Origin of the sequence: Clostridium folliculivorans, assembly GCF_024341905.1 — a bacterium.
Classification (GTDB): Bacteria; Bacillota; Clostridia; order Clostridiales; family Clostridiaceae; genus Clostridium_AR; species Clostridium_AR folliculivorans.
The window spans coordinates 550,204-575,894 of the sequence record NZ_BQXY01000003.1 but is presented as its reverse complement, the minus strand read 5'-3'; the positions used below and the strand labels follow the sequence as shown (position 1 = coordinate 575,894).

Below are 25,691 nucleotides of genomic sequence, written 5' to 3'. Positions count from 1 at the left end.
TTAGGAACCATTTAAATATGTAAAAGCCTCCTATAGAAAATCTGTAAAGATGATATTAAGGAGGCTTTTCTTAAAGGCTATTATAGCACCGACAATATTTTAAATTGGGTATAAGTTATAAGGAGGAATTACTTCTCTTACCTTTGTTGCAGAGGTCCAAAGTAATGAAATGGATCCTTTTGAGTTTCCGACGTATTCAACTTCAATTTTATAATCTTTTTCGCTTTCAAAATCAATGATTTCAAAATCTACTGGGAGAGAATAATAATTTTTCACTTTCAGGATCTCTTTATCATTAAGCCTTACTGTGCCATCTCCTATGCAAATTAACTGTAATTTGTATCTTTGAGAAATAGGAAGTTTTAACTTCCCAGTCCATCTCACTGAGAAGGTTTCACCTAAATCTTTCGGTTTATCAGTTTTCCAGTTGAAGTTAATATTTTCATCCAATCTTTTTAGTATTAGATCAGTAAAGTTTTTGTTTGCATAATAACTTCCCATCAAGCCACCACATTCAGGAGCGTCTACTTGTATATATGTCAACTGCCCTCCAGGATAAACTCCATTGTTTGTGACTTTGTAATCGTCATGATTGTGCATTGGATAGAACTGAGGGAAGAAGTTACTATTTGGATTTTCTTCTGGTTCATCGCAGATATCTATATAATTTGTTGTATTAATATTTAATATATTAACAGGTTCTGTAGGGATTTCTGCTATAAGGGAAGGATCATAGGCTTTAAGCTCATGAATTTGTCTACAAACTGAAGGTATAGAATTTTGCCCTTTTACTATATACTTTCTGTATATAGGACTCTTGTTTTCTGCGTTTATCATAAGATCATAGGTTTCACCAGATCCAATTGTGCAGGTAAAGCCCATTTCAGTTACAGGATGCCCCATATCACTCATGTTGCTTGACATGTGATTCATTTCTAAGAATGGGCTTATGTGTGAATCTTTACCTATTACTCTAAAATGCCATCCGTGTATATGCCAAGGTATTACCTGGTAACCTATATTTATCATCCTGAGTAAAAAATCTTCCCCTGTTTTTACGTGTACATAGGATTCATAATTAAGTTGAGACAGATCTTTATCACTGTCTACTTGAGGTGTTTGAGGATGAGGAAGTAAGGAGTAAGGGAAAGGTCTTCCGTTAACCAACCAGAAATTAGGTTTGTAGTTTACTGGATTAAAATCAGTACCGTTTAATACACTATCGTGCCAAACCTGATCGATGTCTGATAATAACATTATATATTCCTTATTGAAAAAAGAATTGATGTTGTTATAAGCAAAATTTCTATTTGTAGCGGAGCAAGGTATATTAGGAACAATTTCTCCATTATTAAGCCATCTTCCGCACTTATCTTTTTTTATACCATTTTCTTCTAGACTTTTGTAAGATGGATATATTATTAATGCACCATACATTCCCATTTGTACATGCTCTGAGGCTTCTTGATGACAATGGTACATTAGAGTACCAGGATGTTCTGGGTAGAAATAGTAGGTTAGAGTTTCAGGTTTATTGCTGCCATTATACTCCCACATAGGAACTGCAAAGGAGGCTTCAGGGAAACCATCTAACTGAGTGGCTACATGCGCACCGTGCATATGAACTGTATGAGGGTCCATTATACTGACATATTCCATACCAAGATTGATCAATGTAATATAAATTTTGTCGCCAACCTCTCCCCATATAATAGGAGATGGCAGATATGCACTTCCTTTTAGCGCATATAAATCAGACAAGTTCTTTGAATCCTCCCAGTTTAGTTTTTCGTTCACTACCTTATCATCAACTTTATATAATCCACCAACAAATCCGTATATAAGAACTTCAACTTCTGTTACAGGATCAGGAGGAAGTTCTGGAGATGTAGGTAATTTGGTTTTTCCATCAGTAGCTAGCAAAACGTAATGTCTTACAGCCATAGTTATCATCCTTTCATATACAACATATTTTTGTTAACAATTGTACATTGATACATTATATGTAATAATATGTCGTATGTTGAATAAAAGATAAACCACTTCAAATTAAAGTATTGAAGTGGTTTGTCTTATTTTGTAGAGATGTAGAGATCTATATAATTTTTTTATATATTTGAATACTGTCTATAATTTAAGGCAGATAGATTTATAAACAATATTACTGACACATATTTATTGGGTCTCAAGTGAAACTAGTGAAAATAAGATACTATTTTCTAAATGTATATGAATGAATAGATCTTTTTCAAGAGCTTCTATCTGAGCATATACAAGCCTGAACGTAGTACAAGTATCTTCTGGTGCAGAGAAATCATTTGTGAGTTCTCTGATTTCTTTAAGAATGTCTCCAGCAGCATCATGCTCAGATTCAGTTTCCTTTATAAATTCAGTTACCTTTGTAAGGGTAGCATTAGATTTATCACTAGAATACTTTTCTATCAAAGGAAATAGTACTTCTTCTTCCTTAATTAAGTGTTCTTCTAATTCTATTTTTAGAAGTCCAAACAGCTTGTGTAGTTTTAATAGAAGTTCTTGATGATGAGAAAAGTGAGCTTTCAAAATTTTCATCATAAGTAAATCAATATTGGGTAATTCTTTTTTTGTGTAAGAATGATGAGTTCTTACTATATGATTTATAATATTGATTGGTGATTCCTTTCTCCAGTCAATGTATTCATTATTAGACTGCACAAATGCCTCATAAGATTCATTAAGTTCTTTTAAAATACTATCAACATTGAGTTCTTTTTCAAGTAAAGCAGATTCTAAGTTATCATGACCACCGCAACAATAATCAATCTTATATTTATTAAATATCTCGCTTGCTAAGGGGAAAATAGAAACTATTTGACCTAAAGTATCTTTCTTATCTATTGTATTTATCATTGTATACCTCCAAATTGTTATATTGCATTAAGTGCAAGATTTCCAATATATTCGCAAGCTCTTTCTACATCTTGAAGAGACTCTTCTTTTGCAGTAAATCTTATTCTAATAGGGAAAGCTACATCTGACATACCAGTGGATTTTATTACTTTAGAAGTTTCTAATACATTTGCATTTGTATCAACTAGATAATCTTGTATTACTTCTATAGACTCACCGCTCCAACCGTATGAACCAAAGGCTGCAACTATTTTATTAGATAAGTCCATAGCTTTCAATTCTTTTAATACATCCTCTAAAGATCCTATCATGTCTCCATACCTAGTTGAGCTACCGAAAAGTATTATATCAGAGCTGTTTATATAATCTAATACTTCTTCTTTTGGAGTTTTATTTACATCCACAGTCACAGCAGTGATTCCTTCAGCATTAAGGAAATCAGCTATGCTTTGTGAAAGTTTTTTAGTGTTACTTGTCATAGTGGAGTATATTACGGTTGCTGATTTATTAGTTGTAGTATTCTTACTTAGGTTAGCATATACTCCAACAAACTTTTCTATTTCAGTTCTTAATATATATCCATGAGATGGAGCTATCATATTAATATCAAGATCTTTAATCTTATTTATCATATATTGAACATGCTTTCTATGTGGGTGCATGATTAATGTATAGTAAACATTAAAGTCCTCAAAAATATCTTCCTTAGCTAAATCATTAAACACTTCTGTATTAGCAATATGTGTGCTGAATATGTCACATGGGAATAAAATCTTATCTTCAATGCAGTAAGTTATCATAGTTTCTTCAGTATGAAGATATGGTGTTTCTAAGAATAATAGAGTCTTACCACCTATATCTAATTTGTCTCCATCTTTAACTACTAAGAAGTTTCTTTTGTGAAGTTTGTACATTTCTTTTAATTCTTCAACAGCTTTTTCTGTACAAACTATAGTAGCATTCTTAGCTTGAGCTGCAAGACTTCCAAGTCCCCCTGAGTGATCTGGTTCTGTATGGTTTATAACGATATATTGTATTTTCATTAAATCTACAGTTTCTTTTAAGTTATCTACGAATTCTTTTCCAAAGCTTATATCTACAGTATCTATAATTGTTGGTTTCTCTGTATTTAGTAAGTAGCTGTTATATGTTGTACCTTTTGTTAATGTAAGTCTATGGAATGGAACATCTCTATCATCTACCTTACCTACGCTATATATGTTTTCTGCAATCATCATTTTATTTATCATAATTAAGCCTCCTAAATTTTATATCAAATTAATTTTTTTTCGTTTGCTATGGCTTAATTATATGAGCATTAAGATTTTAAAAATATGATTCAAATCAAATTTTAAAATAATAATAAAAAGATGCTTTAAAGCACTGAGTCGAAATTAAATTGTTATCCATCCGATGCTTTAATGAGCTTGCGCAAAGAATTAATATAAAAATACTAAAGCTCCTGTAAAAAAACAGGAGCTTTAGACAACAATATTAAATTACAATAGTACTTACATAAAATCATTTAGTCTGCTAGAATCTCGAATAATTAAAGTTTTATTTCCTACTAAAGATATTACACCAGAGTCTTGTAGCTTAGTGAGCTTTCTGCTTATAGTTTCTCGAGTAACCCCTATATAGTTAGCCATATCCTCTCTGTTCATAGGTAAGTTAACTTCTATTCCTAAATCAGTATTATGTCCGTATTTTTCTCCAAATTCGGAGATGAGACTAGCAACTCTTATATCAGCATCATTGGTTGCAAGATTCTGTGCAAGATTTTCAGCTTCAATAAGCCTTTTAGAAACTTCAGTCAATATTTTTACTGATATTTCAGGGTTTTCTATAAGTATAGTGTGCATTGCATCTTTACTTAAAGAACATATTTTTACAGAAGAGAGAGCATATGCAGAGAAATTGTATTTATCTTTTTCATTAAAGAGGCTAAGTTCTCCGAAGAAATCACCTGGAGCTAAAACTCGTATTATTTGTTCTTTTCCTTCTTTTGTGACCTTTGTGAGTTTTACTTGACCTTGATTTATAATTACTAAAGAGTTAGAAAGATCTCCTTCGACACAAATTGCTTCACCTTTATTAAAGCTAAGGTGATTTATTTTAGAAACAACCTTAGATAAATGATCTCTGTCAAGTGATGCAAATATGGGAACTTTGCTAGCGCAAAGTTTGGTTTTACAATTTTCACATTGAATTTTATTCAAATATATCACCTCATGAAGTGTTAATAAATATTTGTATATTATTTTATCATAAATATATTTTTATATAAACTGATCTATAATAGTAACTTTTTAATATTTTATTTCAATGAGTTTAATAGTTCCATATAGATGAACAATTTCGTGAGAAAATTTTTAAATATATCTCTAATTGAAGTAGCAAATTTTTAGAAATGGTTTTCATATTTTCAAATAATTCATTAACTTGGTTTTGAAGGTGTCCTTAAGTAAAATTGCAATTTACAGTTTTTAGTATCAAAATGAATGAGATTACGTATATTGTAATAAAAGTGAAGTTTAGTTATGATTTTATTGCATAATTTTAATATTTTTTTATAAAAATTAATTATTATATTGATTTTTTTGACACTTTAGTGATATTATTATTTCACAATATAATTTTTTTTGGTTCATTAAATGAATCATATGGTATAGTAAATTTATCATAATAAAAATAATATAAGAGATATGTTGTATTGAAATAAAAATTATATATTTATGAAATAGAAGAATACTTAAATGATAGAGTTAAGAATTGTTTATTGAGTAAATGTAGCAATTTTATCTAATATAGCAAAAGTAATATTAAAGGGGGACTGGCTATGTTTTGTAACTTTCCGAAAGAGCAAGGGATGTATGATCCAAGTTTTGAAAAAGATGCCTGTGGTATTGGGGCAATAGCACATATTAAAGGCAAAAAGAACCATGCCATCGTAAAGGATGCATTAGATATTCTTGTTAAGTTAGAGCACAGAGGGGGCGCTGGAGCTGATCCTAATGTAGGAGATGGAGCAGGAATACTGATTCAGGTATCGCACAATTTCTTTACAAAAGTATGTGGGTTTGAATTACCGAAAGAAGGGCACTACGGTGTAGGAATGTTCTTCTTATCACAAAATAAAGAGAAGAGAGAAAAAGCAAAGGCGCTTTTTGAAAATATTGTTCTTAATGAAGGGCATTGCTTTTTGGGATGGAGAGAAGTTCCTGTTAATCCAGAGGACTTAGGAGACGCATCTAGAGAAGCAATGCCTTTTATAATGCAAGGATTTGTTGCTTCAAATAATAATAACTTTGATTCAAAAACTTTTGAAAGAGAACTTTATGTAATCAGAAGACTATTTGAAAAAGAAATGGTTGAAGCATATATAGCTAGCCTTTCCTCTAAGACTTTAGTTTACAAAGGAATGCTTACAGCAGTTCAAGTTGAAAAGTTTTACCCAGATTTACAAAGCAAATTTATGGATACAGCGATAGCTCTTGTTCACTCAAGATTTAGTACAAACACTTTCCCAAGCTGGGAGAGAGCTCATCCTAATAGATACATCATTCATAATGGAGAGATAAATACCATTAGAGGTAATGTAAATTGGATGAACGCAAGAGAATCGGAATTTAAATCAGATATATTTGGAAATGAACTTAAAAAGGTTCTTCCAGTAATAAATAAAAATGGTTCGGATTCGTCAATGCTTGATAACACAATAGAGTTTCTATATATGAATGGAAGAACTCTTCCTCACATAATGATGATGCTTATTCCAGAACCTTGGAGCAAGAATCCTGAAATGGATAAAGACAAGAGATCTTTCTATGAATATAATTCAACAATGATGGAGCCATGGGATGGACCAGCTGCAATAGCATTTACAGATGGAGATATACTAGGTGCAACTTTAGATAGAAATGGTCTTAGACCTTCAAGATATTATGTAACAAAGGATGATTATTTAATACTATCATCTGAAGTTGGAGTTATGAATGTTGAAAGTGGCAATGTAAAGTATAAAGGAAGACTTACGCCAGGTAGAATGCTTTTAGTTGATACAGTTAATGGTGAGCTTATAGATGACAATGATTTAAAGAAAAATTATTCTACTTTAAAACCATATGGAACATGGGTTAAGGATAATTTATTGAAGCTTAGAGAAATACCGGAAGTTACTGTATCTGAAGAAAAATTAGAAGAAGCTAAATTAGTTAGATTGCAAAAGGCTTTTGGATACACTTATGAAGATGTTACATCTACAATAACTCCTATGTGCGTAAATGCAGATGATCCACTAGCATCTATGGGAGTTGATACACCACTAGCAGTTTTAAGTGATAGACCACAGCTGTTATATAACTATTTCAAACAATTATTTGCTCAGGTTACTAATCCGCCGATAGATGCAATAAGAGAAGAGATAGTAACTTCTGTAAGAGTGTATTTAGGTGCAGAGTCAAATATACTTTCTGAAGGTGAGAATAACTGCAGAAGAGTAAAATTAGACAATCCTATATTATCTAATGAAGACTTTAATAAGGTATTATCTATAGAAAATAAAGGGTTTAAAAATGTAATTATACCAACAGTATTCAATAAGAACAAAGAAGGGAATCTGGAAAAGGCTTTAGAAGATATACTAAGAAAAGCTGATGAAGCTATAGAAAATGGGACTTCAATTATAGTTCTTTCAGATAAAACTGTTGATGAAAATAATGTTCCAATCCCTGCGTTACTTGCTGTTTCAGCATTACACCACCATCTGGTTGATGAAGCAAAAAGAACTAAGGTTAGTATAGTTGTAGAATCTGGAGAACCTAGAGAAATTCATCATTTTGCACTACTTTTAGGTTTTGGTGCTAATGCAATAAATCCTTATATGGCATATGAATCTATTAGAACTTTAGTTGAAGAAGGTACTGTGGATTTAAGCTTTGATAAAGCAGTTTACAATTATAATAAGGGTGCTCTAAAAGGAATTGTTAAAGTAATTTCTAAGATGGGTATTTCAACAATACAATCATACAACGGAGCTCAAATTTTTGAAGCTATTGGAATATCAAAGCAAGTAGTAGATAAGTATTTTACATTGACACCATCTAGGATAGAAGGAATTGATCTTCTAGATATAGAGAAAGAAGCTGTAATAAGACACACACAAGGTTTTGATGCAAGACTTATAGACTTTACTCTTGATTCTGAGGGCGCTCATAAGTTTAGAAGTAATAAAGAAGAACATTTATATAATCCTCTTACAATTCATAAGCTTCAAGATGCATGTAAGACAGGTAATTATGAAGAATTTAAAGAATATACTTCTTTAGTTAGCAATGAAAAGAACAACCTAACTCTAAGAAGCTTACTAGATTTAAAACTAGGTAATGAAAGTATCTCTATAGATGAAGTTGAATCAGTTGAGTCAATAGTTAAGAGATTCAAAACAGGAGCTATGTCTTACGGTTCAATCAGCAAGGAAGCTCATGAATGTTTAGCAATAGCAATGAACAGGATTGGTGGAAGATCTAACACCGGTGAAGGCGGAGAAGAAAGAGAAAGATTTGTTGTAGATGAAAATGGAGATTTAAGATCTTCTGCAATAAAACAAATTGCATCTGGTAGATTCGGAGTTACTTCAGAATACCTTGTAGATGCAAAAGAAATACAGATAAAGATGGCACAAGGGGCAAAACCAGGTGAAGGTGGACAGCTTCCGGCAACTAAGGTTTACCCATGGGTAGCTAAGGCAAGACATTCAACTACTGGAGTTGGTTTAATATCACCACCACCACATCATGATATATATTCTATAGAAGATTTGGCAGAACTTATATATGATCTTAAGAATGTTAACTCAAGAGCAAGAGTAAGTGTAAAATTAGTTTCTGAAGCTGGAGTTGGTACAGTTGCAGCAGGTGTTGCAAAGGGTGGAGCAGATGTAATACTAATCAGTGGTTATGATGGAGGAACAGGAGCATCTCCAAGAACTTCTATAAAACATGCTGGATTACCTTGGGAACTTGGACTTGCTGAAGTTCACCAAACTCTAATCCTAAATGGCTTAAGAGAAAGAGTAGTAATAGAAACTGATGGAAAGCTTATGTCAGGAAAAGATGTAGCTATTGCAGCACTTCTAGGTGCAGAAGAGTTTGGGTTTGCTACAGCACCATTAGTAGTTATGGGTTGTGTGATGATGAGAGTATGTAATCTTGATACTTGTCCTGTTGGAATAGCAACTCAAAATGAAGAATTAAGAAAGAGATTTAAAGGAAAGCCTGAGCATGTTATAAACTTCATGTACTTTATAGCAGAAGAACTAAGAGAATATATGGCGAAGCTTGGCTTCAGAACAATAGACGAAATGATTGGACGTACTGATAAATTAGTACAAAGATCTATTGGTGGATGGAAGGCTAAGAAAGTAGATTTATCAAGACTGCTATTCAATCCAGAAGTTCCACATGACAGAATCTACAAGTATCAAGCGAGTTATGACCATAAATTATATAATGTTTTAGACTCAAAGGTACTAGTACCAAACGCGCTAGATGCTCTTGAAGGAAAGTCAAATGTTAAGCTTGAAGTAAATGTTGGTAACACTGATAGAGTATTCGGAACAATATTAGGAAGCGAAATAACTAAGAGATATGGAGAAAAAGGACTTCCAGAAGACACTATTTGGGTAAAAACAAAGGGTGCTGGTGGGCAGAGCTTTGGAGCATTTATTCCTAATGGTCTTACACTAGAACTTGAAGGAGATGCTAATGACTATATTGGAAAAGGACTTTCTGGCGGTAAGATAATAGTATATGAGCCAGACACTGTAACACTTAACCCGACTGAAAATATATTAGTTGGCAATGTAGCTTTATATGGGGCTACTAGTGGTAAGGCTTTTATAAGAGGAGTTGCTGGTGAAAGATTTGGAGTTAGAAACTCTGGAGCTACAGCAGTAGTTGAAGGTGTTGGAGATCATGGTTGTGAATATATGACTGGTGGAACTATTGTTATACTTGGTCCGGTAGGAAGAAACTTTGCAGCTGGTATGTCAGGTGGAGTAGTTTATATTCTTGATTCTGAAGGAACAAAGAGAAAAAATATAAATGAAAGCATGGTTTATATAGAAGAGTTAAATGCATCAGATGAAAAAGATATACTTTTGCTTCTAGAAGAGCATAGAAAATATACTGATTCTGCTGAAGCGAAAAATATAGCTTCAAACTTTGAAGAATATAAGAAAGGCTTTATTAAGGTAATGCCTAAGGATTATAAGAATATAACTACCTTAATTAAAGAGTATGTAGCTTCAGGTGCTTCAAAAGAAGATGCAGAAAGAATGGCCTTTGATGTAATAAAAGGAGTAAGAAAGTAGGAAAGAGGAGGAGTATTATGGGAAAGCCAACAGGTTTTTTAGAATATGATAGGAAAGTTGCAGCTAAGAAAAAACCAAAGGAAAGATTAAAAGATTACAACGAGTTTGTAACTCCTCTTTCCAAAGAGGAACAACAAGTTCAAGGGGCTAGATGTATGGACTGTGGTATACCATTCTGTCAGTCAGGAATAATGATAAATGGAATGGTATCTGGATGTCCTGTTAATAATCTTATACCAGAATGGAATGATTTAATATACAAAGGAAATTGGAAGAAAGCTATTGAAAGACTTCTAAAGACTAATAACTTTCCAGAATTTACAGGAAGAGTTTGTCCAGCACCTTGTGAGTCAGCTTGTACTGCTGGAATTAATGGACCAGCAATCTCTATAAAAGAAAATGAAAGATCTATTATAGAGAGAGCTTTTGAAGAAGGCCTAATTAAGCCTAATCCTCCAAAAGTAAGATTGGACAAAAATGTAGCAATAATAGGTTCTGGACCAGCTGGACTTGCTTGTGCAGATCAACTTAATAAAAGAGGCTATAACGTTACTGTTTATGAAAGAAATGACCGTGTAGGCGGACTTTTGATGTATGGTATTCCTAACATGAAGCTTGATAAGGCTGTAATTGATAGAAGAGTGAATATCATGAAAGAAGAAGGAATAAGCTTTGTAACAAATGCAAATGTTGGGGTTAATGTTGACTCTAAGGAACTTTTAGAAAAGTATGATTCTGTAGTTTTAGCTTGTGGTTCATCAAATCCTAGAGATTTAAAGGCAAAGGGAAGAGAATTTAAGGGAATACATTATGCAGTAGATTTTCTTAAATCAACAACAAAGAGCCTCTTAGATTCAAACTTAGAGGATAAGAATTATATATCTGCAGAAGGAAAAGATGTTATTGTAATAGGTGGAGGAGACACTGGAACTGACTGTGTTGCCACAAGTCTAAGACATAACTGCAATTCCTTAGTCCAATTTGAAATTATGGGTAAGCAACCGGAAGAAAGAACTGATGCTAATCCATGGCCACAATACCCAAGAATTCATAAGGTTGACTACGGTCAAGAAGAATTTATTGATTTGAATGGTAAGGATCCTAGAGAGTTCTTAATCACAGTAAAAGAATTTATAGGTGATGAAGAAGGCAACCTCACTGCAGTAAAAACAGTAAATGTAAATTGGGAAAAGAACGAAAATGGTGCTTTTGTTCCAAAGGAAGTTGAAGGTAGTGAAAAGATCTGGAAAGCAGATATGGTACTACTTGCAATGGGCTTTGTAGGAGCTGAGAAGTATGTAACTGATGGCTTTGAAGTAGAAACTGATGGAAGAACAAATGTAAATGCTCAGTACGGAAAATTCCAAACTAATGTATCCAAGGTTTTCGCTTGTGGAGATGTTAGAAGAGGACAAAGTCTTGTAGTATGGGCTATAAATGAAGGAAGAGCTTGTGCAAGAGAAGTAGATAAGTTCTTAGAAGGATATACAACTTTAGTTTAATATAAAAATACCACTTCATAACTTTTTGAAGTGGTATTTTTTATTGTTGACAAGGTAAGTATTAAAAGGGATTTTAGGTGTAACTAGAAGGCATTAATATCTATTCCACTGAATTGATGAACTACTTCGTATTAGAATTTATATTTTTAAATTCTCTAACCAGAACCCGTGAGAGTTTTAAAAATAGATTTCGGATCGAAGTAGTTCATCTTTATAAACATGTTATAATGAAATGAGATAAGACAAAGTTTTTAGGAGGAAACTATGAGAGAAGATATATATCAAAGACTCATAGCATTGACAGAGGAAGAAGAAAAGATATTAAATGGAGAAGAAAATGTTAATAAAAGCTTATATACTGATAACGGTGAATTTATAGTAGATAGCAGAAAACTCCTACAAACAGGAGAATTAATTGATATAAGAAGACATACTAGATTTGTACATTTTCCTAAGCATAAACACAATTACATAGAGTTTAATTATGTTTATAAGGGACAGTTGACACAGAATATAGATGATAGAAAAATTACTTTAAAACAAGGGGAGTTTATCTTTTTAAATCAATACATAACACATGAAATAGAAGCCTCTGAAGAAGAGGATATAATAATAAATTTTATAATCAAGCCAGAGTTTTTTGACTATATAATAACTCTTTTAGAGGATGAAAGCTTAATAAGTAAGTTTTTACTAACCACCTTATATAAGGATTATAGTGAAGGAGAGTACTTATACTTTAAAGTAGCTGATAAAAATTATATACAAGAGCTTGCAGAAAAAATAATAACAGAACTTTATGAACCTTCTATTATGAGTAAAGCAACAATTAAGCTATTAGTAGGATTACTCTTAGTTGAGTTAGTGAAGAGATCTAAGGATATTGAAACTTATTCAGCTAATAATTATGATAAGCTCCTTATAATTCAAAGTTTCAAATATATTGATAAATATTATAGGAATGCAAATTTATTTGAACTTGCTAAAAAATTAAATCAGCCACATTATAAAATTAGCAAACTAATAAAAAAGCATACAAAAATGACTTTCAAAGAGCTTCTTCAAGAGAAAAAGTTAAGTAAGGCAATAGAGTTATTAAAGCTTACTGAGTATTCTATAGTTGAAATAATAGATTTAGTAGGTTATGAGAATCCTACTTATTTTTATAAGATATTTAAAGGAAAGTATGGAGTTACACCTAAGGAATATAGAGGAAAGAAGCTACACGAGGACTAGATAATTAATATAAGAATATTATTGAAATTAAGCGGTTATGCAGGAGATGCTATATGAGCGAGCTATTTGAATTAAAGCATCGGATGACTAACTACTTAATTTCAACATGGTATTTTAACAGCGCCTTATTATTTTAAAATTTATTCTAATCCAATATAGTAATCTAATAAATCTTCAATGGTTATAGTTCCAACTAGCTTTTCGTTTTCCACCACTGGCATGGAAATAATATTATTTTTCCTTAAACGTTTGGCGACAACAATAAGATCTTCATTAGATTGAGCTGAAATTATTAATTTTGACATAACCCATTCAACTGGACAATCTTCATAGTGTCCTGGGGTTACCATGAATCTATATATATCTGCTTTAACCACCATTCCAACTAAAGACTCGTTATCATCTATTACTGGCATACCATTTAAATCAAACTCATCCATAAGTTTTAAAGCTTTATCTATGTCATCGTTTACTTTTAAAGTAATAGGATTAGGTTTTAATAGATTACTAATGTTCATGATATCATCTCCCTCAAATATGTTTATATTTTTATTTTACTACAAAAAACTACATTAAAAAACATAGATTCAGAATATTTAGAAAATAATAATTCTCTTTATATATTTGGTACTGTTAAGGCACTGGGGTGAAATTAAGCTAAAAGGATAAGATAAAATTTACAACAATTTGATGTTAGAATAGCCACAAATTACAGCAAATAATTACTGGTAATATATTGATAAGAAGTTATAATTTTAATATACATATTTTGTAATATATTATATAATAATCATGTATATTAAACCATAGAAATGTAAATTAGGAGTTATAATTAAGGGGGAAAGAAATGAAGAACCTTTATAATCTGAGATATATAACAATAATTTTAATTTTTGGAATTTTCACTTTTATCCTTTTTGGAATTTTTAAAGAACCTACCAATGTTAAAGAGCAAATAAAACCAGAAATAGTACTTATTTGCCATGTGAAGTCAAATCCATATTGGCAATATATAAAGGCAGGGGCGGAAAAGGCTGCGAAGGAAAGAAATGCTGTTGTTAAGGTTGAGGGACCTGATTATGCTAATGTTGATGAAGGACTTAAACTTATCAATATGGCGTATGCTGCTAAGGTAAGTGGAATAATTACATATGTGCAGGAGGAAAGTAAATATAACTCTGTAATTAATAATGTTGTTGACAATGGAATACCTCTTATTACGATAGATTCAGATGCAGAGCAAAGTAAACGTTTAGCGTACGTTGGCACAAATAATATCGGTGCAGGTACTGAAGGTGCCAAGGAAATGATAAGGCAAATTGGAACCGAAGGAAATATCGGTATAGTTATAGGTGGTAAAGACGTAACAAATCAAAAAGAAAGAGTACAGGGCTTTAAAGATTATATAAATAGTAATTCAAAGATAGATATAGTTAGTGTTGAATCTTCTGATTCATATCTACTTGAAGCAGAACTTGCAGCTAAGAAAATACTAACTAAAAGCTATAATATAAAAGCTCTATTTTGTACATCGGCTCTTGATGGAGTAGGGGCGGCTAAAGCAGTATCAAGCCTTGGACTTGTAGGGAGAGTTAAGATTGTTGCTTTTGATGACTTGCCTGAAACCTTACAATTTATCGAATCAGGAGTAATTTCTTCCACTATTGTACAAAGACCATATATGATGGGATACAATGCAGTAAATATGATAATGGATATATCTAAAGGTAAGAAAGTGGATAAGGTAAACTTAACAGATGTACAAGTAGTTGATAAAAATAATATAAATGAATATAAGAAAAAGCAGGGAGAGTAGAGAATGAAAAATAGTTTAAGAAGAAAATTCATTATTTTTGCTCTCATTATTATAATTCCATTAGCTACAAGTAATATTACTGCAGTACTTACAAATAGAAAAATAAATGAGAATTATTCTATTATGCTAAGTAAATTGAACAATATAAACGAAATAAAAAATCTACTTAATGAGGCATCTGATAATTTTAATAAATACATACAAACCAATAATACTCAATGTAGAAATGACTATAGAAAAGATTTAAATGAAGCACTAAATAAGGTAAATTCCCTTAAAGAGATTTCTGATGTTGAAAGCCAATATATTTTAAGAGATTTAATAAATACTCTTTATAGTTATAGAGCTGAAGGAGAGAAGACAATAGAGCTTTATGACAATAGAGGGTCTATTGATACTTATTATGAGCATTATGTTTCTACTAAGGAAATTCAGACTTATTGTAATAGTTATATTACTAATTTAACGGATAGCTATATTAGTTATAATGATACCTTATATAAAAGCTATGAAGTTAAAGAACGTATTATAAATAAGATTATAATGCTATATATTACAGCGGCACTATTGATGAGCATATTATCAACGCTCTTTTTTATTAGAAATATAAGCTTAAAATTGAGGCAACTGGTAAAGGCATCAAAAAAGGTTTCAAATGGCGATTTCGAGATGGTAGGAGGAGAAAAGACTGATATATATGAATTAGATTTGTTATCAGAGGCCTTCAACAGCATGATTAAGAATATAAAAGTATATATAAATTCACTGAAGAGAAATGCTGAGCTTGAAAGAAAAGTAATAGATGATGAGATTACTATTTTAAAATATGAAAATGCACTAAAGTTAAGTCAATTAAAAGTGCTTCAATCCCAAATAAATCCACATTTTTTATTTAATACTTTAAATTGTATAAATCAAACAGCAATAAAAGAAAATGCTTCTACCACAGAAGAACTTATAAAGTCTGTATCAGGAATTTTGAGATATAGCTTAACAATGATGGAACGAAATGCAACATTAAAGGAAGAAATAGATGTAGTAAAGCAATATATATTCATACAAAAGGTTCGCTATGATGAAAGAGTTACTTTTATATTAGATTTAAAGGTTGATTTAACAAAAGTAAAGGTCCCAGGAATGACTCTTCAACCTTTTGTAGAAAATGCTTTTATACATGGTATAGAACCAATGGAAGATGGTGGAAATATAGGAATAACTATATACGAAGAAGGAAGTTATACAATTGTGCTTATTGAAGATAGTGGCTGCGGAATCGATGAAGAAACTCTTAGTAAGTTAAGCTCAGAAGATAATTCTAGTGAGCATATAGGACATACTACTGGAATGGGGATAAGGAGCACAATTAATAGGTTAGAGTTACTATATGATGAGAAAAATCTATTCGCCATAGAAAGTAAAAAGGGGCTAGGAACAAAAATCTATTTAAAAATTCCTAAAAAGGTGTTGATGTAGACATGGTAAGACTTCTTATTGCTGATGATGAAAAGTATGAAAGAGAATCTATTATAAGTATCCTAAGCTGGGAGTTTGGTGATAAATTAGAAGTGCTCGAGGCTCGTAATGGAAGAGAAGCTATTGAGATATCAGAACAGGCTAGACCAGATATCGTTATTACTGATATAAAAATGCCTGGTATAAATGGGTTAGTAGCTATTGAAGAGATAAAGAGATCACTCCCTAATACTTACTTTATTATATTGACTGCATATGACTATTTTGACTTTGCAGTAGAGGCTGTGAAAAATAATGTCAAAGAGTATATACTAAAACCTTTCGGAAGAACAGAGCTGATTGAAAAGATCAGAAAAGCAGTAGCATGTGTAGATAAAGAAAAAGCAAAAAGAAAAAGCGAAATAGAAAATGCTGAAAAGCTAAATAATTTAATTTCAGTTATGGAAAATGAATTGAGTTACTATATACTAAATAATACATTTGAAGCTATTGATGAGCAGATGTATAAGAATTACTTGAATTTAAGCTTTGAAAATACATGTTCAATGGTAATAGAACTTGAAGGAAACAACACAGAGCTATTTAACAATCAAGTTAAAAGCAAGGTTGGAGAATATATAAAAGGCTATATAAACTTAAAGTATAGAGCAATAGGAACGTACAAGTCTATTAAAGAATTAGTATATTTTATTGAGGCTCCAGTAGATAATAGTGATGAAGATAAAAAGATTACTATAGTAAAATTAGCTGTAGATATAAGAAAAGATGTACAACGAATATTTGATATATCCATAAATGTAGGAATAGGAAGGTGCTATAGCGGTCTTGCAGCGATGCATACATCATATAAAGAAGCCATTACTTCACTAGAAAAAAGAGGTGATAATAACATTATTCATATAGAAAATATAAAAGACAATTTGAATGAAAATAATCACAATATGGATAGTAGTAAATCAGTACTTTTTAAAGATATAGAGAAGTATATAGTTGAAAATATGGTGGAAGAATTAGATCTTGATACCGTTGCAGCTAGATTCAACCTTAGTTGCTATTACTTTAGCAGGACTTTCAAAGAGATTATAGGTTATAATTTTTCAGATTATATAAATATTCTTAGGATAAAGAAGGCTAAGGAGCTCCTTAGGGATAATTCTATAAGCATAAAAGAGATTTGCTTCTCTGTTGGTTATAATGATCCAAATTATTTTAGTAAAGTATTTAAAAAGTATGAAGGAAGAAGTCCTACAGAATTTAGAAAATAAGACATAAGCCCATATAGTAGTGTATTTAAAATAACACTACCATATGGGTGTTTTTTTGCTGTAAAAATCTGCGCAAGAGTTTACCAGTGAAAAGCAAGTAAAAACCTTTAGTTAAACGTATTCAAAAACTATAATGAGTCTGTGGTCAAAATAAACTTCAAGGGGGAATAATAAATGAAAAAAGTACTTACTACTCTTTTAGCTTTAGGCTTAATGGCAACCTTAGCTGGTTGTGGTAATTCGGGGACAAAAGCTACAGACACAGGCGCAGCGACTTCCACCAAACAGTTAATTGGAGTAGCTATGCCTACTCAATCACTTCAAAGATGGAATCAAGATGGATCAAACATGAAATCAGCGCTAGAAGCAAAAGGATACAAGGTAGAGCTTCAATATGCTAACAATGACGTAAATACTCAGACTCAACAAGTAGAAAATATGATAACAAAAGGTTGTAAGGTTTTAGTTGTAGCTGCAATAGACGGATCAGCAATGACAGATGTTCTTAAGAAAGCAGCAGATAACAACGTAAAGGTAGTAGCTTATGACAGATTGATAATGAAGACACCTAATGTTGACTATTATGCAACATTTGATAACTTCAAGGTTGGAGTAATTCAAGGACAATATATAGAAAAGCAACTAGGCTTAAAGGATGGAAAAGGTCCATTTAATATAGAACTATTTGGTGGTTCACCAGATGATAATAACGCGACTTTCTTCTTTAATGGTGCTATGAGCATATTACAACCTTATATTGACAATGGAAAATTAGTTGTCGCAAGTGGACAAAAAGATTTTACTAAAATTGCAATTCAAGGCTGGGATTCAGCTAAGGCTCAAGCAAGAATGGATAACTTAATTACAGCTAACTATGCAAAAGACAAAAAGCTTGATGTAGTACTTTCTCCAAATGATAGTTTAGCAATAGGTATAGTTGCATCCCTAAAGAATGCTGGTTATGGAACTAGTGATAAGCCATATCCAGTATTAACAGGTCAAGACTGCGATAAGCCAAATGTAATAGCTATGATAAATAAGCAACAATCTATGTCAATATTCAAAGATACTAGAACTCTTGCTTCAAAAGTAGTTGAGATGGTTGATAGTTTAGTACAAGGTAAGGAAGCTGCAGTAAATGATACAAAGACTTATAACAATGGAAGCAAGGTTGTACCATCATTCCTATGCGATCCAGTTTATGCTGATGCTTCAAACTATAAAACAATACTTATAGATAGTGGTTATTATAAAGAAGCAGATTTAAAATAGTAAAATATAAACAATAAGTTTAGCCGAGCACAAAGCTAAGGTGCTCGGCTTTACAAACATATTATGACAGCAGAAAGAAAAGTATCGATATGGGAGGGAAAAAGATGGAGGATTATATTCTTCAAATGAAAGATATAACAAAACTCTTTCCAGGGGTTAAGGCTTTAAATAATGTAAATGTAAATGTAAAAAAAGGAGAAGTGCATGCTCTTATAGGTGAAAACGGGGCTGGTAAATCTACCTTAATGAATGTCCTAAGTGGAATATATCCCTATGGAACTTATACAGGGGACATTATATATGAAGGACAGGAATGCAGATTCACTAATATAAAGGATAGTGAGAAGAAGGGGATAGTAATAATTCATCAAGAACTAGCATTAATACCATATCTATCAATAGCTGAAAACATATTTTTAGGTAATGAAAGAGCAAAAAATAATTTTATAAATTGGCGCATAACAAAAGATAAAGCTGCAGAAATGCTTAATAAGATAGGACTTAATGAAAATCCTAATACAAAGATTATAGATATAGGTGTAGGAAAACAGCAGTTGGTAGAAATAGCAAAGGCTTTAGCTAAGAATGTTAAGCTTTTAATATTAGATGAGCCTACTGCTGCTTTAAATGAAGAAGATTCAGATCATCTATTAAACTTAATATTAGAATTACAGAAAGAAGGTATTTCTTCAATACTTATTTCTCATAAACTCAATGAAGTTGTGAAGGTCGCTGATAGGGTAACAGTAATAAGAGATGGAGCGACTATAGAGACTTTAGAAAATAACGGTGATATAAGTGAGGATAGAATAATAAAAGGAATGGTTGGAAGAGATCTTACTCACAGATTTCCAGAACATACTTCTAATATTGGAGATGTAGTTTTTGAGGTTAAAGATTGGAATGTACATGATCCATTGATACCGCAAAGAAAAGTTATCAAGGATATGAATATAAAAGTTAAAAAAGGCGAAATCGTTGGGCTTTCAGGTCTTATGGGAGCAGGAAGAACAGAATTTGCTATGAGTATTTTTGGAAAGGCTTATGGGACCCATATAACAGGGAAAATATTTAAGGATGGTAAAGAAATTACTGTTAATAGCATCAGACAGGCCATAGAACATGGTATAGCCTATACTACAGAAGATAGGAAGACAGCAGGTTTAAATCTAATAGATAATATAAAAAATAATATTACTATAGCTAATTTATTTAAGATAAGTAAGAATTTTGTTATAGATAAATCAAGGCAGACAAAAGTTGCTGAAGAATATAGGCAAAAGCTTAATATAAAAACACCAACTATATTACAGGATGTAGGAAACCTTTCAGGAGGGAACCAGCAAAAAGTTGTTCTTAGTAAATGGATATTTACTGAACCTGATGTCCTTATTTTAGATGAGCCAACAAGGGGAATAGATATAGGAGCAAAGTATGAAATATATAAGATTATAAATGATTTGGCGGATAGTGGAAAGTCAGTTATATTCATATCCTCTGAATTGCCTGAAATACTAGGTGTTTGCGATAGGATTTATGTTATTAATGATGGAAAAATAGTAGGCGAGCTAGATAAAAAAGATGCATCTCAAGAGTCGATAATGAAATGCATAATGAATAGCAATAGGGAGGTTATATAAATGCAAACAGTTCAAAAATCTGGAGATAATACTAAGCACAACTTATTAGATGGAATTAAAAGTACCTTCAGGAGTAATGTAAGACAATATGCAATGCTTATAGCATTGGTAGTTATTATAATCATATTTCAGATTTTAACTAATGGGATACTTTTGGTTCCAATGAATGTAGCTAATTTAATACTTCAAAATAGCTATGTATTCATATTAGCAATTGGTATGACTTTGTGTATCTTAACTGGAGGAAATATAGACCTTTCTGTTGGATCAGTGTGTGCTTTTATAGGCGCATTACTTGGAACCTTTATAGTAAGTATGAAAATGAATATATGGTTGGCCATAGTATTCTGCCTAGTAGCTGGTTTAATAATTGGAATATGGCAGGGATTTTGGATAGCTTATGTAAGAATACCAGCATTTATTGTAACCCTTGCAGGTATGCTTATATTTAGAGGACTTACAATTACAATGCTTAAAGGACTTACTTTATCTCCATTCCCAGAAAGTTTTCAAAAGTTAAGTGGAGGGTATATACCAGATATTTTTAAAGGAGCTTCGGCTTTGAACCTAACAGCAATTATAGCTGGAATTATAATTTCTATAGTTTATATATTTTTAGAGGCAAAGAAGTGGTCTGCAAGTAAAAAGAATGAATATGAAAGTAATTCTTTATATGTTATGATTGGTAAAATTGCTTTAGTAGTTGTAGCTACGAATTTAGTATTTTATTGGTTTGCAAAATATAAGGGGATTCCAGTTATATTTGTTATAGTTGGTGTATTGGTATTCGTATATTCTTTCTTTGCAAACAATACTATTCAAGGAAGATATCTTTATGCTATGGGTGGAAATGAGAAGGCAGCAAAGCTTTCAGGAATAAATACAAATAGAGTACTTTTCTTCTCATATGTAAATATGGCAGTATTAAGTGCAGTAGCCAGTATAGCCTTTACTTCAAGACTTAATGCAGCAGCACCTCAATCAGGAACAAACTTTGAACTTGATGCTATTGCAGCTTGTTTTATAGGAGGAGCTTCTGCCTATGGTGGAGTAGGTACAGTAATAGGTGCTATAATTGGTGCGCTAGTAATGGGTGTATTAAATAATGGTATGTCTATAATGGGTGTTGGAAGTGACATGCAGATGACGATAAAAGGATTTGTCTTGTTGATGGCAGTTGCTTTTGATGTATTTTCAAAATCGAAGAGATAGATTTGTTAGAGTTAAAAGGAGAGTGTATGCTCTCCTTTTTCTATTTATAAAGATATAAAACCTAATATAGAAGATTCTTTACAATAACTTGAAGCTTGAATTAAGAAGGTATTTTATAATAGATTGAATTTTATAAAGAAAGTGCAAATAAGGATAATAAATTATACAAACGTAGACATTATATTAGCTCGCTTAGGCGACTATAATTTACTTGTGTAAATGATTTCGAAGCTAAGGAGGATAAATTATGGAATATCATTTAGCCATTGATATTGGGGCTTCTAGCGGAAGACACATCTTAGGATATATTGAAGATGGAAAAATGAAGATAGAAGAAGTTTATAGGTTTGAAAATGGAATAAGAAAAATAGATGATGAATATTGCTGGGATCTAAAAGGTCTATTCCAAGAGATAAAGAATGGAATTCATAAGTGTAAAGAAATTGGGAAATTACCTAAAAGTATAGGAATAGATACTTGGGCAGTAGATTTTGTTCTGTTAGATAGACAAGATAAAGTTCTAGGAAATACTGTTGCATATAGAGATGATAGAACTGAAGGGATAATGGAAGAAGTATTTGAGACAATTCCTAAAGATATGCTTTATCTTTATACAGGAATACAGTTTCAAAGATTCAATACAATATATCAGTTAATGGCAATTAAGAATAAAAAGCCAAATGTTTTAGAAAATGCAAAGGCATTTTTAATGGTTCCTGATTACTTAAATTTCCTCTTAACTGGAGTAAAAGCAAATGAGTATACAAACGCTACAAGCACACAGCTGGTAAACTCTTTCGATAGAACTTGGGATCATAAAATTTTAGAGCAGCTTGGAATTGATAAATCAATATTCCAAGAGATAAGGCTTCCTAAGGCTAGTCTTGGAAATCTTAGAGAAGAATTAGTACAAGAGTTTGGATTTGATATGGAGGTTATACTTCCTGCTACTCATGATACAGGTTCAGCTTTTATAGCTTCAGTATGTAATGATAATGACAGTGTGTACCTAAGTTCAGGAACATGGTCGCTGATGGGAGTGGAGAATCACTTTCCAATATGCGTACCTCAATCTATGAATTATAACTTCACTAATGAAGGTGGAATAGACTATAGATTTAGATTCTTAAAGAACATAATGGGACTTTGGATAATACAAGAGGTAAGAAGAAATTATGAAAATAAGTATTCCTTTGCAGAACTAGTTATAAAGGCTAGGGAATCGGAAGAGTTTAGTTCAATCATAGATGTTAATAATGATAGATTCTTAAATCCAGAAAACATGATTGAAGAAATAAAATGTTACTGCAGAGAAACGAATCAACAAGTCCCTGAAACCGTTGGACAAGTTGCTTACTGTGTTTATAACAGCTTAAGCTCAAGCTATAAAGAATCAATTGAAGAGCTTGAAGAAATATTTGAAAAGCAATATAAGAGAATAAATGTTTTTGGTGGTGGATGCCAAAATGAACTTCTAAATGAACTTCTTGCAAAAGTAACTCAAAAAGAAGTATTGGCAGGACCGGTAGAGGCTACTGCTATCGGAAACATAGTTGCTCAGCTTCTAAGCTACGAAAAGATAGCAAACCTTGAAGAAGCAAGAAAACTTATAGCAAAATCTTTCGAGATAAAGAACTATGCACCTTAGATTTTGGATATTTAAAGTTATTAAAATGTAGCTTTATATAAATTAAACTGTGTTAAAAACTGTGCAAAAAATAGAATATGTTTTTTTAGGGAATAGGCATTAGTTGAAGGATATATGATTGTACAGTTTATATATAAATAATCATTTGTAAAACTGTTTATAAGTATTAGGGATAATATAAAAAGCATGGATTAGCGAAAATGAAGAATTAATTAATAACGAAAAAGGAGAGTTATCATGAATATAAAAGAAAAATATGAAGTTGCAAAGCAAGAGTATGCAAAGTTTGGTATCGATGTAGAAAAAGTATTACAAGATCTTCAAAAGGTTAAGGTTTCAGTACACTGCTGGCAAGGTGATGACGTAACTGGTTTCGAAGTAAGCCAAAATGCACTATCAGGTGGTATACAAGCTACAGGTAACTATCCAGGCAGAGCAACAAATCCTGAAGAGTTAAGAGCAGATTTAGACAAAGCGTTAAGCTTAATACCAGGAAAGCATAAGGTTAACTTACATGCAATATATGCTGAAACTAATGGTGAGGCAATTGAAAGAGATGAGCTTAAGCCAGAACACTTCGAGAACTGGGTGAACTGGGCTAAGGAAAGAGGGTTAGGTTTAGATTTTAACCCAACAATATTCTCTCATCCAAAGGCTAGCGATGGATTAACTTTATCACATCCAAACAAAGAAGTAAGAGATTTCTGGATAAGACATGCAATTGGTTCAAGAAAAATTGGTGAATACTTCGGTAAGGAACTTGGACAAACTTGTTTAACTAACCTTTGGATTCCAGATGGATATAAGGATATACCAAGTGATAGACTTGGACCAAGAAAGAGACTTAAGGATTCCTTAGATCAAATATTTGCTGAAAAAATAGATACAAAGTATAACTTAGACGCAGTAGAGTCAAAAGTATTTGGAATAGGTGCTGAATCTTATACAGTAGGTTCAAGTGAATTCTATATAAACTATGCTGCTAAAAATGGACTTTTATCACTATTAGATACAGGACACTACCATCCAACAGAAGTGGTTTCTGATAAGATATCTTCAATGTTATTATTTTCTGAAAAAGTTGCTCTTCATGTAAGTCGTCCAGTACGTTGGGATAGTGACCATGTTGTTATATTAGATGATGAACTTAAAGAAATAGCTAAGGAAATAGTAAGAAACGATGCATTAGATAGAGTAATAATAGGACTAGATTTCTTTGATGCAAGTATAAACCGTATAGCTGCTTGGGTAATAGGGACTCGCAATATGCTTAAGGCATTACTTTCAGCAATGTTAATACCTCACGAAGAGTTAATAAGACTTCAAGAGGAAGGAAACTTCACAGAAAGATTAGCATTAATGGAAGAGTTAAAGACTTATCCATTAGGTGACATATGGAACTACTACTGTGAACTAAACAATGTTCCAGTTAAAGAAGAATGGATAAATGAAGTTAAAGAATATGAAAAAACAATACTAGCAGAAAGAAAGTAGGTATAATGATGGCACTACAAGATATGAACTTTATAAAAACATTTACTAAGATAACTAACGATGCATGGCTTAAGGGCTGGCATGAAAGAAACGGTGGAAATATAACTTACAGACTAACAGAAGAAGAAACTAATGGAGTACAGGAATATATAGATGATTCAAGAGAATTTACTCCAATAGGAATTAAAGTTGAAAATCTAGCAAATGAATACTTCTTAGTTACAGGAAGCGGGAAGTTCATAAGAAATATATCAGTTTGCTTAGAAGAAAACGTTGGTCTTATAAAGATAGATGAAAAAGGTGAGAACTATAAGATAGTATGGGGACTTACAAATGGTGATAGACCAACAAGTGAACTTCCTTCACATCTTAACAGTCACTCAATAAAGAAGGCTGCAACAAATGGAAAACATAGAGTTATAATGCATTCACATACTACAAATTTAATAGCATTAACCTTTGTACTTCCTTTAGATGGAGCGGTATTTACAAGAGAGTTATGGGAAATGGCTACAGAGTGTCCAGTGGTATTCCCAAGTGGAGTTGGCATAGTTCCTTGGATGGTACCTGGTGGAGCAGAAATTGCTGAAGCTACAGGTGAACTTATGAAGTCACATGACATAGTTATATGGGCTCATCATGGAACCTTCTGTTCAGGAGAAGATTTAGATCTTACTTTCGGACTTATGGATACAGTAGAAAAATCTGCTGAAATATTAGTTAAAGTATTATCTATGGGTGGAAAGAAACAAACAATAAGTTCAGATAACTTTAGAGATTTAGCGAGAGACTTTAAGGTTGAACTGGATGAAAAATATCTACAATAATTAAAACCATAACATTATTATAAATTTTGTTTTTAAATGATATTT

At 31.9% G+C, this 25,691-nt stretch carries 17 protein-coding genes; 12 read left to right on the top strand and 5 right to left on the bottom strand.

From position 1 onward, the window contains the following. Positions 1-99: 99 nt before the first annotated feature. The 4 genes from OCU55_RS12830 to OCU55_RS12815 all read right to left on the bottom strand — a co-directional run bounded on the left by OCU55_RS12830 (position 100) and on the right by OCU55_RS12815 (position 5,108). Entirely contained in the window at positions 100-1,944 is a 1,845-nt protein-coding gene (locus tag OCU55_RS12830; RefSeq protein WP_261852707.1) for a multicopper oxidase domain-containing protein, read from the bottom strand. Between the two features lie 231 nt (positions 1,945-2,175). Continuing rightward, on the bottom strand, positions 2,176-2,889 hold the full coding sequence (gene ric, locus OCU55_RS12825) for an iron-sulfur cluster repair di-iron protein (protein ID WP_261852706.1): 714 nt from the start codon (positions 2,887-2,889) through the stop codon (positions 2,176-2,178). A 17-nt stretch (positions 2,890-2,906) separates the two neighbouring features. Then, positions 2,907-4,139, bottom strand: coding sequence for an FprA family A-type flavoprotein (locus tag OCU55_RS12820; protein ID WP_261852705.1), 1,233 nt, complete (start codon positions 4,137-4,139; stop codon positions 2,907-2,909). Positions 4,140-4,400: 261 nt separating this feature from the next. Beyond that, on the bottom strand, positions 4,401-5,108 hold the full coding sequence (locus OCU55_RS12815) for a Crp/Fnr family transcriptional regulator (protein WP_261852704.1): 708 nt from the start codon (positions 5,106-5,108) through the stop codon (positions 4,401-4,403). A 620-nt stretch (positions 5,109-5,728) separates the two neighbouring features. Between OCU55_RS12815 and gltB the strand changes: the two genes are divergently transcribed. The 3 genes from gltB to OCU55_RS12800 all read left to right on the top strand — a co-directional run bounded on the left by gltB (position 5,729) and on the right by OCU55_RS12800 (position 12,999). Further along, on the top strand, positions 5,729-10,261 hold the full coding sequence (gene gltB, locus OCU55_RS12810) for a glutamate synthase large subunit (RefSeq protein ID WP_261852703.1): 4,533 nt from the start codon (positions 5,729-5,731) through the stop codon (positions 10,259-10,261). Between the two features lie 17 nt (positions 10,262-10,278). Beyond that, entirely contained in the window at positions 10,279-11,763 is a 1,485-nt protein-coding gene (locus tag OCU55_RS12805) for a glutamate synthase subunit beta (RefSeq protein WP_261852702.1), read from the top strand. A gap of 264 nt (positions 11,764-12,027) precedes the next feature. Next, a complete protein-coding gene (locus OCU55_RS12800) occupies positions 12,028-12,999 on the top strand; it encodes an AraC family transcriptional regulator (protein ID WP_261852701.1) in 972 nt (323 codons plus the stop codon). Positions 13,000-13,139: 140 nt separating this feature from the next. Here the strand turns inward: OCU55_RS12800 and OCU55_RS12795 are convergent, their stop codons facing one another. Beyond that, positions 13,140-13,517 (bottom strand): CBS domain-containing protein, encoded by a 378-nt coding sequence (locus OCU55_RS12795; protein ID WP_261852700.1) that lies wholly within the window; start codon positions 13,515-13,517, stop codon positions 13,140-13,142. Between the two features lie 329 nt (positions 13,518-13,846). On the opposite strand from OCU55_RS12795, the gene OCU55_RS12790 reads away from it, so the two are divergent. The 9 genes from OCU55_RS12790 (at position 13,847) to rhaD (ending at position 25,646) form a co-directional block, all read left to right on the top strand. Then, entirely contained in the window at positions 13,847-14,815 is a 969-nt protein-coding gene (locus tag OCU55_RS12790) for a substrate-binding domain-containing protein (protein WP_261852699.1), read from the top strand. 3 nt (positions 14,816-14,818) lie between these two features. Then, the gene (locus OCU55_RS12785) at positions 14,819-16,288 is read left to right on the top strand and encodes a sensor histidine kinase (protein WP_261852698.1); all 1,470 of its coding nucleotides are present in this window, start codon (positions 14,819-14,821) and stop codon (positions 16,286-16,288) included. A gap of 2 nt (positions 16,289-16,290) precedes the next feature. Next, entirely contained in the window at positions 16,291-17,553 is a 1,263-nt protein-coding gene (locus tag OCU55_RS12780) for a response regulator (RefSeq protein WP_261852697.1), read from the top strand. Positions 17,554-17,727: 174 nt separating this feature from the next. Beyond that, complete coding sequence (gene chvE / locus OCU55_RS12775) at positions 17,728-18,825, top strand: multiple monosaccharide ABC transporter substrate-binding protein (protein ID WP_261852696.1); 1,098 nt, start codon at positions 17,728-17,730, stop codon at positions 18,823-18,825. 104 nt (positions 18,826-18,929) lie between these two features. Further along, entirely contained in the window at positions 18,930-20,465 is a 1,536-nt protein-coding gene (gene mmsA / locus OCU55_RS12770) for a multiple monosaccharide ABC transporter ATP-binding protein (protein ID WP_261852695.1), read from the top strand. After that, a complete protein-coding gene (mmsB, locus tag OCU55_RS12765) occupies positions 20,466-21,677 on the top strand; it encodes a multiple monosaccharide ABC transporter permease (protein ID WP_261852694.1) in 1,212 nt (403 codons plus the stop codon). Positions 21,678-21,924: 247 nt separating this feature from the next. Further along, positions 21,925-23,325, top strand: a complete 1,401-nt coding sequence (rhaB, locus tag OCU55_RS12760; RefSeq protein WP_261852693.1) for a rhamnulokinase — start codon at positions 21,925-21,927, stop codon at positions 23,323-23,325. A gap of 237 nt (positions 23,326-23,562) precedes the next feature. Then, a complete protein-coding gene (gene rhaA / locus OCU55_RS12755) occupies positions 23,563-24,819 on the top strand; it encodes an L-rhamnose isomerase (RefSeq protein WP_261852692.1) in 1,257 nt (418 codons plus the stop codon). Between the two features lie 8 nt (positions 24,820-24,827). Beyond that, the gene (gene rhaD, locus OCU55_RS12750; RefSeq protein WP_261852691.1) at positions 24,828-25,646 is read left to right on the top strand and encodes a rhamnulose-1-phosphate aldolase; all 819 of its coding nucleotides are present in this window, start codon (positions 24,828-24,830) and stop codon (positions 25,644-25,646) included. Positions 25,647-25,691: the final 45 nt, after the last annotated feature.